This is a genomic window from Pontibacter sp. SGAir0037, from assembly GCF_005491705.1.
Taxonomy (GTDB): Bacteria; Bacteroidota; Bacteroidia; order Cytophagales; family Hymenobacteraceae; genus Pontibacter.
Genome location: NZ_CP028092.1, coordinates 3,705,852 through 3,718,978, shown reverse-complemented (window position 1 = coordinate 3,718,978; position 13,127 = coordinate 3,705,852). Strand labels below are relative to the sequence as shown.

Sequence of the window (13,127 nt, the reverse complement as noted above, 5' to 3'; positions counted from 1 at the left end):
GCCCGATTAATATCGGGCAGCCTTTCTTTTATAACTGATATCTGGTATGCAATAAAACCTGCCTTCTCCTGTGTGTAGGAGAAGGCAGGTAATTAATATCCGAAAATCTCTTCTAAAGTCAGCTGTTTCACTTTGCCGTACTTCTCAAGTTCTTTAAAGTTAAGCCTGTCTTTAGAGCCGATTACCAGTATTGCCTGTGGCTGTTTTCTAATGTACTGCTGCTGGAACTGCTGCATCTGATCAAAGGTCAGGCTGTTGGCACTTTCATACACGTCTTTGCGGATATCATAGTCTATGCCTAAACGCTTTGCCCGCTCATAGTCGAACAGAATAGATGATTTAGTGATGCGCTCTGTCGAAATGCTGTTACGCAGCGATGCCTTCGCAATTTCGTAATTCTGCTCGGCCAATGGCATGTTGTTAAGCAGTTCCTGCATACCTGCCATAGCTTCAGGCAGCTTATCGGCCTGTGTGCCTATATAAGATAGAATATAGTTCGAGCGATCTTTTTTGGCAGCTGTACTGTAGCTGGAGTAAGCTGAGTAAGCCAAGGCTTTAGACTCACGCAGTTCCTGGAACACAATAGAGCCCATGCCAGATCCAAAATACTGGTTGTACATTCTGATAGTTGGTGCCATGGCTGCATTATAAGGAATAGACTTGCTAAGGAACAGTAACTCTGCCTGCACCATGTTATAATCTACCCAGTATACGGTTGGCTGCTTTATTTCCAGTTCTGCGTATTCTTTCTCCGCTGGAGTTGGTTTTAGTTTGGCAGGAACTATATGGCCTGCATTCAGTGCTGCTACCAGATTATTTGTTTCACGTGGGCCATAGTATAGCACACGGTGCTCGTAAGTTGGAATGCTCTTAATGATGCTTACCAGTTCCTGTGGCTTCACGGCTTTTAACTGCTTCTCTGATAAATTTGTCGTGAATGGATTCTTAGGGCCATACTTGGCATAGCTAACGAGGGCCTGGTTCAGGATAATGCCTTTGTTTAATTTTGCATCGCTGCGCGCTTTTAATATGCCAGCCACCATGTTGTCGAATGCCGCCTGGTCAGGTTTCGGGTTCTGCAGCGTATTCTCAAACAGCGCCAGTGCTTTTTCAAAATTTTCGTCAAGCCCTGACAGCGTTACATATACCTGATCGCCGGAAGAAGACACGTTAAATGAAGTGCCCAGTTTGTAAAATTCCTTCTTCAGTTCTTCTGCATTATACTTGTCGTTGCCCAGGTAGCGCAGGTAGTTCACAGCCATGCCCAATTTAGGATCGTTGTTGGTGCCCATGTCCAGGATGTAGTATAGCTGGAACAGGCCATTCTCCTTGTTCTGGGTGTATAGCAGCGGGATGTTATTTTTCAGAGTTGCCTTTTGAATGTCTTTTTCGTAATCTACAAAAACCGGTTCCAGGGCAGGAGCATCCTTCGCCATAAAGTTTTTATAGTACTCCGACTGTGCATCGCGGTTAACAGGTACAGGAGTAATGCTTGGCTTTTCAACTTTCTCGGCTGTGGCATTTTTGTCGGTGCGCTTGTATACCAGCACATAGTTGTTGTTTAGGTATTTGTTAGCCACCTCCATTACATCCTGCTTCGTAATTTTGGCAAACTCAGCGGGTCTGTTCACATAGTCTTTCCAGTCCATGCCATAAATAAAGGCAGTTACAAAAGCATCTGCACGGTTGCTGTTGTCTTCATACGACTGCATCAGCGATATTTTGTTATCGTTGATGATGGCTGGAATCAGCCAGTCTTCAAACTTGCCCTGCTTTACCAGTTCTACCTGCGACATGAGCAGATTCTTAACATCGTCCAGGCTCTGGCCCTGGCGTGGAGAGCCTCCCAAACGGAAAACAGAGTAATCTTTCATCTGGTTGTCGTACCCATATGCCTGCAACACTTTCTGTTGCTGGTTTAGGTTCAGGTCTATCAGGCCCGCCTGCCCGTTGTACAGAATGCTGCTGATCATGCTAAGTACCAGTGCATCCCGGGAACTCATACCAGGGAAACGGTAGCCGATAGCCACACTTTCGGCACTCGGGCCGGCTACTTCTTTTACCACAGGTTGTGCAATAGGCTTCTCCTGCGCTACATTATAAGCCGGTACAGGCTTTTGCTGCAGTTTGCCGAAATGCTTGTCTATGGCCCGGATAGCCTCGTCAAAATCAATGTCGCCACTTAGAGCAATGGCCATGTTATTCGGCACATAATACGTGTCGAAGTATTTCTTGATCTCGATGATAGATGGATTCTTAAGGTGCTCTATTGTACCGATAGTGGTTTGTGTGCCATACTGGTGCGTTGGGAAAAGCGCTGCATTCAGCGACTCCATCACTTTCCAGCCGTCGTTATCCAGAGAGCGGTTCTTTTCTTCGTATACAGCTTCCAGTTCTGTGTGGAACAGGCGCGGTACCATTTCAGAAAAACGGTCTGCCTCTAGTTCCACCCAGCGCTCCAGCTGGTTAGATGGAATATCGTTGGTGTAAACCGTTTGCTCAACCGAAGTGTAGGCATTGGTGCCTTTTGCTCCGATGGCACCTAATATTTTGTCATATTCGTTCGCAACAGCGTAAGTTGCCGCTACACCCGAAATGCTGTCAATCTGGTGGTATATTTTTTTTCGGGCAGCAGGATCCGTTGTATTGCGGTGCTTCTCGTAAAGTGCCTCAATTTTGTCCAGCTCCACCTTTTCCTTCGCCCAGTCCTGTGTGCCGAGTTCGGAAGTGCCTTTAAATACCATGTGCTCCAGGTAGTGTGCCAGACCTGTAGCTGTAGCAGGGTCGTTTTTGCTGCCTGCGCGCACCGCAATATATGTTTGAATGCGTGGAGCATCCTCGTAATCTGTCAGGTATACCTTCAGGCCATTATCCAGGGTGTAGATACGGGCACTGAGCAGGTCGTTTTCTACCGTTTCGTACTTGTACTCCTTCTGGGCAGAAGGAGTAGTCGCTGTGTCTGTGGCAGACTGCGACTGATATGCTTCGTTTTTACATTGCGTAAACGTAAAGGCGGACGCAATCAAAAACAGGGACAATCCTTTTTTCACGTGTTTTAAAAAATTAAGAAGTAGATGTTAACAATTAAGGTGTACAATCAGCAGACATAACCTGTAAGTGGTTTCATCCGACGGATGCGTAAATATTTTATAGCTACAGATTTGGCAATGCCGTAGCCGGATCTGTAGCTATAAATACAAATATAAGATTTATAGTGAATTAGAAATCTACATCAAGGCCGAGGCGTTGCTTTAAATCGACCAGCACAGGATATTTCTCTGCTAAATAGTTAAATTTATCTTGTGACGTATACAGCTTCTGTTCGTGCTGCATTTCTATTACTTCCGCCTTCAGCTTAATAGAGCGGTTACCCAACTGATTTTTGAGTTCGGCCAACAGGGCGGGGCGAAGGCTGGTGAACTGGTCCAGCATCACATTGTTTTCTAGGTGAAGTGTGAGTTCATTCTGGTCGCTTACATGGTACTGGCGGTTCAGGAGCGTATACTCCATCATGTTTTCCTCTTTCTTGCGGCGCAGGATACCATGCCACACTGTTTTCAGCTTTACCTGGTCTACAGGCACAAGAGTGCCGTAATTTTGCTCCTCCTCTTCCTCTGCTACAACGGTGGTGGTTGGTGCCGCCATTGTCTGGTTCAGGTCTTTCAGGCTTGGTAATTTGCTAAGCTTCTTTTGCGGTGGCAGCGCTGCCGCAGGGCGAGGCTTTTCAGCGGTTGCCTGGGCTGGAGCTACCTGTGCCTCAGGCGTTACCTGTTGTGGAGCCGGGGCTTGCTGTAAATCGGCAGAAGGCACAGTTCCGTTAGAAGGCTGCTGCAATCCTCCCGAAGGAATGCCGCCGCCCTGTGGTTCTCTGCCATTAACCGATGGTGCCGCAACACCTGGCTGTTGTAGCGAGGCAGAAGGAACAGTGCCGGCACCTGGTGTATGGGTAGGGGCTGGTGCCTGGGCCGCTACCTTAGCTTTTTTTGGTGCTGCTCCTTGTTCAAATTCCCTGGCAAAGCTGATGGCAGCGTTTAAATGAGCCATTTTCATGAGGCAAAGCTCAACGTGCAGCCGTTGGTTTTTGCTGCTTTTGTAGTGCATATCGCAGGTGCTTACCAGGTTCAGGCCCGACAGCAGGAACGAAACAGAGGCATGGGCCGACTGCTCAGCATAACGTGCCTTTATATTATCTGACACTTCCAGGAGTTGCACCGTAGCGCTGTCTTTGCAAACCAGCAGGCTGCGGAAATGTTCGCCTATGCCAATCAGGAAATTATGCGCATCAAATCCATTCTTCAGAATCTCATCGAACAACAGCAAAGCACCTGACAGGTTCTGTGACAGCAGATGGTCAGTCAGGCGGAAATAGTAGTCGTAGTCGAGTATGTGCAGGTTCTCTACCGTAGCCTTGTATGTTACATTGCTTCCGGAAAAAGTAACCATTTGATCGAAAATAGATAAGGCATCGCGCAGAGCACCGTCTGCTTTCTGCGAGATCAGGTGCAGCGCATCTGGTTCGGCCTGTATGTTTTCCTTCCGGGCGATATTACCCAGGTGGCGCACCATATCCTCGATACGTATTCTGTTGAAATCAAATATCTGGCAACGCGACAGAATGGTAGGAATGATTTTGTGGCGTTCCGTTGTAGCCAGAATGAATATAGCATAGGAAGGCGGTTCTTCCAGCGTTTTCAGGAAAGCATTAAAGGCCTGGTTCGAAAGCATGTGCACCTCATCTATAATATAGATCTTGTACTTGCCTGTTTGTGGCGCATAACGCACCTGCTCTACCAGGTTGCGGATATCTTCTACCGAGTTATTGGAGGCAGCATCGAGCTCGTGGATGTTAAAAGAGCTGTTGCTGTTAAAGCTGCGGCACGATTCACACTCGTTGCAAGCCTCTGTTTCCGGAGTAATGTTCTGGCAATTAATGGTTTTTGCCAGGATACGGGCACAGGTAGTTTTACCAACTCCTCTGGGACCGCAAAAAAGGAACGCCTGTGCCAGATGGTGGCTGCTAATAGCGTTCTTCAGAGTATTGGTAATATGGTGTTGCCCTACTACACTATCGAATGTAGACGGACGGTATTTACGTGCTGATACTACAAAATTTTCCATTACTACAAAGATAATCAATCCGAAGGTGAGATGGGAGTGCTATTTTTCCATTACTTATCCATACAGTTATCCACCAAAAAGGAATAAGCAGGTTGTATGTAGTTAAAATATATATTTGTTAAATTCTATTTTAAAGAAGACTCAACTAGAGGCTGAATTTTGTAACGTATTTGTGTAAGCGTATTTTATAAAAGCTTTCGTAGGTGCCAGGAATATAAGCCTATTCCTGATCTGATTAAAGTGTGTTAGATTTTTTAATAATATAATCATGTGAAGTTAGAAGTGATAAGCTGAAGAAGAGTTTTTTATATTTTTTGTGTTGATAATAAGGGTTTAATGTTTAAACTGTAATTAATTTATGTTAGGTTTTATTTTGTGATTTATAAAGTTTCCGTAGCTGTAGATATTGGTTTATTTCACTTACTTTGTGTACTGAATTTGTATTGGTAAAAGCTTTTGTTTATTAAGTTATTTAATCGCTGAAAGTGAGCGAATTGTGATGTGCTGAAGTAGACTAGGATTTGGTAGTGTTGATATAGTTTTGAAAAGTACAATTAACCCACTGCTTTGGTTATGGTTGAACAAAAGTTAATCTCTTCTTTATTGCCTGCTCTGTTTAACAGGCTTCAATATGCATTATTAGTTGTAGATGCTGCTGAAGTTATTTGTTACATGAACAAGCCGTTTTCCCTCCTTTTCAATTTACCTGCTCCTGAAGGTGAGTATACAGGTAAATCTATTCGCTTTCTGGAGCCTCATATTTCAGTAAAAGATGTAGTTTCTGGCAATGAGCAAATACATAAGCAGTTTAATTTGCCTGATGGCAGGGTGGTAGAGCGTGATTTTTTTAATGATTTTCCAGAGCTTGGGGAACATCTAAAAGTCTGGTTGTTCCGGGATATTACCGCTCAGAAACAACATGAGAAAAAGCTTGAAAAGGAGATAAAATTCTATGCAAATGTGTTAGATACCATCTCCTCGGATATAGCTGTTTATGATAAAAAGCTAAGGTTTAAATATGTAAATCCGGCTGCTGTAAAGAGTAAAAAAGTTCGGGAGTGGATTATCGGAAAAACAAACGACGAATATACTGCTTTCCGTAAGTTGCCGGCACATATAAGCTCATATCGTGCTTTGCATGTGGAGAAAGTGCTACAGGAGAAGGCTTTTGTAGAATATGAAGAGTCTTTGATAACCCGTGAGGGTGAAACAGTGCATTACATTCGTCGTGTGAGTCCTTGCCTTAGTACCAAAGGCAATGTAAAGCTGCTGGTTGTGAACGGAGTTAATATAACAAAGCTTAAACAGGCAGAAGAGAAAATACGAGCAAGAGAAGCTGAAAACAAAGCTATTCTGGATGCAATTCCTGACCTGGTGTTTATTATTGATCGAAATGGGTATTATTTAGAGATGAATAACTCTACCCAAGTGCCGGCTGTGGCATCTGATAGTGAGATCATAGGGAATAATATCAGAAGTTACCTGCCCCCACAACTGGCAGATAAAATGTTGCAACTGTTTAAAGAAGTTTTAGAAACAGGCAAGTCTGCTACCATAAAGTATGACTTTATGACGCAGGAGGGAAAAAAGTACTGTGAGTCCAGGATAGTTAAATATAAACCTGATGAGGTGCTGGTAATTGTAAGGGATTATACAGAGCAAAGGGAGGCTGAACTTCTGGTTGAAGAGAAAGACGAACTCATCAGGCAGGTGATGGATACAAGCTCGAACCTCATCTTCGTAAAAGATAAAAAAGGAGCCTATTCATTTGTTAATAGAACTTTTGCGGAAAGCTTAGGCTTGCAGGTAAAAGATATCATAGGTAAAACAGATCGTCAGTTTCATAAACAGACTGATGAAGCTGATTTTTTCCGAGATATGGATCAGAAGGTACTTCTGAAATTAGAAGGCTTTACTTTTGAGGAGAAGTTTACGAAAGGAGATGGAGAAGTTGTTTGGCTTAAAACTACAAAGAAACCTTTAATTACAAAGTCAGGCGAAGTAAACGTATTAGGTATATCCACTGATGTAACACAGGAGAAGTTTTCTAAAGAACAACTAGAGAGGCGGGAGGAGCTATATCGTTTATTATCAGACAACTCAAAAGATATAATCAGCCTGCATGAGCTGGATGGTACATATTCTTTTGTTTCTACTGCTGTTACAGAAGTTCTTGGCTATACACAGGAAGAAGTAATAGGCACAGATCCTTATAAGAATATTCATCCTGAAGATCAGCAAAGGGTATTTGAAGAAGGATACAAGAAAGCAGTAGATGAGAAAGTAAATACTATTATCCGGCATCGGGAGCGGAAAAAGAACGGTGAATACATCTGGATGGAGTGTATTATCAAACCTATTCTTAATGCGCAGGGAGAGGTAGTGCAACTACAGTCCTCTTCCAGAGATATAACAGAACGGCGAAAAGTAAGCGAAGACCTGCAGAATAGTGAGAAGAAGTACAGAGAGCTTATTAAACATAGCCAAGCCTACATCTTAAGCCATGATATGGAAGGACGTATTTTGTCTGTAAACCCGTACCTGTTGCAAAAGCTAGGATATAAAGAGGAAGAGATGCTGGGCAAAGAGATATTTAAATTCTTTCCAGTCAGCCACCAGGCAAATGCGGACTCTTATCTGGAACGTATACGGCAGGAAGTTGTAGTGAATGGAGTGCTGGCGATCTTTAATAAACAGCAGGAGAAGCGCTACCTGTATTACCAGAACTACAAAGTACAGGAACAGGGGGAGGAGGATACCTATGTTATAGGTATTGCGCAGGATATTACCGATAGGATGAAGATTGAAGAAGAGCTTAAAAAGGCAAAAGAGGCTGCTGAAGAATCTGCACGGGTTAAAGAAAACTTTCTGGCCAACATGAGCCACGAGATCAGAACACCTATGAATGGTATTCTGGGTATGACAGGATTGCTTAATAAGACGAAACTGGACGCTACCCAGCAAAACTACCTCGATGTAATTAAACGGTCTGCCGATAACCTGCTGGTTGTCATTAACGACATCCTGGATATGGCTAAAATAGAGGCTGGCAAAATTGAAATCGAGCAAATTCCTTTTAACCTGGCCGAAACGGTTACTGCTGCTTATCAAACTCTGAAATATAAAGCAGAAGAAAAAGAGCTGGATTATATACTCAAGATGCAACCGATTGATAATCCGATGCTGATTGGCGATCCGTACCGATTGAACCAGATATTGCTGAACCTGTTGAATAATGCAATTAAGTTTACTGAAACGGGCAGCATTGCCCTTCATGTAGAAGTTCTACAGGAAACATCTGATGCTTTAGAACTCGAGTTTCTGGTAAGTGATACTGGTATAGGTATTCCAAAAGCCAAAATAGAAGATATTTTTAAAGAGTTTACACAAGCATATTCGAGCATAACCCGACAGTATGGGGGCACAGGGCTTGGGCTGAACATTAGTAAAACATTGGTGGAGCTGCAGAATGGAAGTATTTCTGTTGAAAGTGAAGAGGGAAAAGGAAGTATATTTAAGTTCAGGCTTACGTACAAGAAGAGCAGTATGCCCATAGTGAAAGAAGAGGAGACAATGATTGATTATACAGAGCTAAGAAACATTCGTGTGTTGCTGGCCGAAGACAATGAAATAAATATTTACCTAGCGCAATCTATTGTAGAAGGTTGGGGTGCTCAGATAGATATAGCTGTAAGTGGAAAAGAGGCTGTTGCGCTGGCCTCTCAGTTTAACTATGATGTTATCTTGATGGATATCCAGATGCCGGAGATGAATGGCCTGGACGCTACCCGTGAAATAAGAAAGCTACCGGATCATAAAAAGGCTACAACGCCTATTATTGCTTTAACTGCAAACGCTATAAAAGGGGATGCAGAAAAGTACCTGAAGGTGGGAATGAACGACTATATTTCTAAACCATTTGAAGAGGAGAAGCTTTTTGTAAAGATCAAAGAGTTGCTTCCTGTGCAGCAGAAAGATCATACAGTTATAGGGGAAGAGCAGAAACAAATGAAGGAGGCAGAGATGCCGGCTACTCCATTGTATGACCTTGCCCTAGTTTACAGCATGGCGCGTGGGAATGAGGATATAGTTACCAAAACAAAAGAGCTGTTTGTAAATTCAGTGCCTAAAACCGTTGCTGCCATGGAGCAACATCAGCGTAGCGGTAACTGGAAAGGAGTAAGTTCTTCTGCACATGAGCTAAAGTCTATTATTGATTTAACGGGCATTTCCAGCTTAAAGGATGTAATAAGAGAGATTGAACGTGATGCAAAGGAAGAAACTAATCTTTCGGATATCGAAGCAAAAATTCAGCAGGTAACTGCAATAGCAATGCAGGTGGTAAAACAGCTAAAAACTGATCTTGCTATTGCCTGATTAACTTTTGCCGTAACATTAAAAGGCTTTTGCTTTAGATTGACCCAAAACAAAGCGGGTTGTTCTAAGGCAAAAGCCTTTTTTGTGTTACATACACATTATATCTAACTATCTGTGCGTCGGATAGCTTAGGCGTTCCCATCGAAAAAGATCAGGTTTTAGCTACGATAGTACCTATTGTAGGTATAATCCTATGTAAGCATTCATTTTAAAAATGTTACTTATTCTAAAATTGAAATTGTTATATATAAACCTCCTTTTTGAGATATTAATGTTTTTTATCTGCAACTGGTATTAATCTGTTAAAAAGGGCATGTTACTTTCAAGGGTATTTCTTCCTTGTTAAAGAATTGTTATTAGAAGTATTTTTATAATGAGTTGACTTGGGCAGCTGAGCTAGCTTGTGTTATACATATTCTAACATACTAATCTTTAACTTTATGAAAAGAAATTTACCAGTTTTACTGCAGCTGGCGCTGCTTATGGTCTTCCTGTTGGGAAGCATAACCTCTTACGGACAGGGAAAGCCTGATAAAGTGAAAAAAGCTGTTCCACGGGCAGCTGTAGAGCATCTGAAAAAAAACAAGCAGAAGCTTGAGCTGGCAGATGAAGATTTTGCAGAGCTGGAGGTGAGCAGTACCGCAGAAACCAAGAAAAACGGTCTGAAGCACTACTACCTGAAGCAACTGCACAATGGGATTGAGATCCATGGAGCGATAACCACAGTCAATTTAGATAAGAATGATAATGTGGTATCGATGGGGAACAGATTTCACAAAGAGGTTGGCAAAAAGGTAAAGGCTAAGCAGGCTGGCTTAAGTGCCGAAGCGGCAGTAGCGGCGGCGGCTACTTACCTGAATACACCTTTAAAAGAGCCCCTTACTGTAAAAGAAAGAGGTAACGGAGCCAATAAAGAAGTGCTGTTTACAACCGGCGGCATTTCACTGGAGCCAATTCCGGCGAAACTGGTATATCAGCCTATGGAAGACGGCAGCCTGAGGCTGGCCTGGGAAGTGAGCATCTACGAAATGGATGCGCAGAACTGGTGGAACCTGAGGCTGGATGCTGCTACAGGCGAGGTGCTGGACAAAGATAATATGGTGGTGCATTGCCAGTTCGACAACAATGGCCCCGATGGGAAATTCCTGCATAACGACCATGGTCATGCTGTGTTGTCTCCTTATATAGCCAATTCAAAAGCAAGCAACGCAAGCATAGCTATTAGCAATGCCTATAATGTGTTTCCAATGCCGTACGAAAGTCCCAGCCATGGCCCGCGAGCTATTGTAAGCACTTCGGCAGCAGATCCGGTGGCTTCTCCGCAGGGCTGGCATACCGAAACCAGGACGCGCGGTAACAATGTGTATGCCTACGAAGATCCGAATAACAATAACAGCTGGCAGAATAACTACAGCCCTGACGGTGGTGCAGAACTGAGCTTCGACTTCCCAATTGATTTTACACAGCAACCGGTGGCTTACAGAGATGCCGCTATCACTAACCTGTTTTACTGGAACAACCTGGTGCATGATGTATGGTACCAGTACGGCTTCGACGAACTGAGCGGAAACTTTCAACTGAACAACTATGGCAGGGGCGGAGCACAGGCCGACCCGGTACTGGCGGAAGCGCAGGACAGCCGAAACATAGCTACAACACGCAATAATGCAAACTTTGCAACTAACGTAGATGGCTTTGCTCCCAGAATGCAAATGTACCTATGGAGCAGCCCGCCGGATGAAAATATGTTTCGTGTTACCTCGCCTGGTGATATAGCGGCTGCTTACCCTGCTGTGCAGGCTGCTTTTGGGCCAAGGCTAACTCCCACTGCCGTTACAGGCAAATTAGTGTTGGCAGAGGCTCCCGGAAATCCGGTTGAAGGTTGCGGAACATTTACAAACGCCAGTGCCATGGCCGGAAACATAGCAGTGGTTTACAGAGGAAGCTGCGAATTCGGAGCAAAAGTGTTAAATGCGCAGCAAGCAGGAGCCATTGCCGTGGTAGTTATTAACAATGCAACTGGCGCACCTATATCCATGGGGGCCGGAGCTACGAACCCTGACCTGATTCGCATTCCTTCGCTTATGACCACCGATGTAGCCGGAGCAGCCATCAGGGCAAAACTGGATTCAGGGCAAGAGGTAACAGTAGCTTTGAAAGATGAAGGCAAGCCTGAGTTAGACGGTGACTTCGATAACGGAATTATAGTGCATGAGTATGGCCATGGCATCTCGAACAGGTTAACCGGTGGTCCGCAGGTGGCAAACTGCCTGAACAATGCTGAGCAGATGGGCGAGGGCTGGAGCGACTGGTTTGGCCTGATGATGACCATGCGTGTAGGTGATACCCGTGGTAAAGTAAGAGGCATAGGTACTTATGCGCAAGGGCAGCCAACCAACGGGCAAGGTATCAGACCGGCTCCTTATTCTACAGATTTTGGCGTGAATGCCTATACCTATGCTGCTACCAACAATACGGCTGCCATAAGCCAGCCTCACGGAATCGGCTTTGTATGGTCTACAATGCTTTGGGATATGACCTGGGATCTTATAGATAAGTATGGTTTTGATGAAGACATTTACAATGGCAATGGCGGTAACAACATGGCGATGCAGCTTGTAATTGATGGCTTAAAGCTTCAGGCGTGCCGCCCGGGTTTTGTAGATGGACGCGATGCGATACTGGCAGCAGATCGGTTGAACTACGGTGGTGCTAACCAGGAGCTGATCTGGAGAGCTTTTGCTAAGCGAGGTTTAGGCTATAGCGCCAGCCAGGGGTTAAATACAAGCAGAACAGATCAGGTAGAAGCATTCGATCTGCCACCTGTTTATGCCTGCGAAGCGCCTGCTATTGCTGTTAAGAAAACAAGCGATGTTTATACAGGAGGCGATGAAAACACTATTTTCTTAGGATATGGAGCACAGAGTGTGGTGCTTCAGGCAAGTGGCGACCCAACCTTTACTTATAGCTGGAGTCCTGTCGCAGGCCTGAGCGATACAACAATAGCAACCCCTGTGTTTACGCCAACGAAAGCCGGTACATACCATTTTACTGTAACTGCTGTTAACGAAGCTGGTTGTACCAGAACAGCTGCTGTAACCATTTCTGTTATTGATGTGCGCGATGTTAAAGGAAATGGCAACAATGTAAAAGTGTTTATTTGCCATAACGGTAAAATGCAGTCAGTTGGCGCAAGTGCAGTAGCAGACCATCTGGCACACGGAGATTATTTAGGAAGCTGCGGAGCAACATATACGGTTTCATCGGCTGCCACAGCTGAAGGAGGTCTTCTGCAGGACGCTGCTGTGACAAGTTACCCTAATCCATTCTCCGAGGATGCAACAATTAGCTTTACAGCTCAGGAAAGCGGATTCGCCTCCCTGAAGGTATATGATGTAACTGGTCGCTTGGTGGCCACGCTGTTCGAAGGAAACGTAGAGGCAGGTGCAAGTTATTCGGAAACCTTTACATCTGGCAACAAAAAAAGCGGCGTGTACATTTATCGTTTTGTAAACGGTAACACTGCAAAATCCGGTTCTATGTTACTGATTAAATAATAAAAAGTACTCTTAAAAGGTAGTGCAGGGGGCGTGGTAACAGGCATTTTAGCTGTTGCCACGCTTCTTTTTTAG

At 44.3% G+C, this 13,127-nt stretch carries 4 protein-coding genes; 2 read left to right on the top strand and 2 right to left on the bottom strand.

Translation table 11 applies throughout. The annotated features are described in order from the left end of the window. Positions 1–92: 92 nt before the first annotated feature. Both C1N53_RS15195 and C1N53_RS15190 read right to left on the bottom strand, forming a co-directional pair. Complete coding sequence (locus tag C1N53_RS15195; RefSeq protein WP_137760121.1) at positions 93–3,050, bottom strand: pitrilysin family protein; 2,958 nt, start codon at positions 3,048–3,050, stop codon at positions 93–95. Positions 3,051–3,219: 169 nt separating this feature from the next. Next, complete coding sequence (locus tag C1N53_RS15190; RefSeq protein WP_137760120.1) at positions 3,220–5,118, bottom strand: DNA polymerase III subunit gamma/tau; 1,899 nt, start codon at positions 5,116–5,118, stop codon at positions 3,220–3,222. A 672-nt stretch (positions 5,119–5,790) separates the two neighbouring features. Between C1N53_RS15190 and C1N53_RS15185 the strand changes: the two genes are divergently transcribed. After that, positions 5,791–9,495, top strand: a complete 3,705-nt coding sequence (locus C1N53_RS15185) for a PAS domain-containing hybrid sensor histidine kinase/response regulator (protein WP_168194040.1) — start codon at positions 5,791–5,793, stop codon at positions 9,493–9,495. A gap of 440 nt (positions 9,496–9,935) precedes the next feature. Beyond that, positions 9,936–13,052: a T9SS-dependent M36 family metallopeptidase gene (locus tag C1N53_RS15180; RefSeq protein ID WP_137760118.1), complete on the top strand. Its 3,117-nt coding sequence runs from the start codon at positions 9,936–9,938 to the stop codon at positions 13,050–13,052. Positions 13,053–13,127: the final 75 nt, after the last annotated feature.

Coding starts and splice junctions, on each gene's coding strand:
- C1N53_RS15185 (WP_168194040.1), top strand. CDS start 5,791: ATGAACAAGCCGTTTTCCCTCCTTTTCAATTTACCTGCTCCTGAAGGT.
- C1N53_RS15180 (WP_137760118.1), top strand. CDS start 9,936: ATGAAAAGAAATTTACCAGTTTTACTGCAGCTGGCGCTGCTTATGGTC.
- C1N53_RS15190 (WP_137760120.1), bottom strand. CDS start 5,118: ATGGAAAATTTTGTAGTATCAGCACGTAAATACCGTCCGTCTACATTC.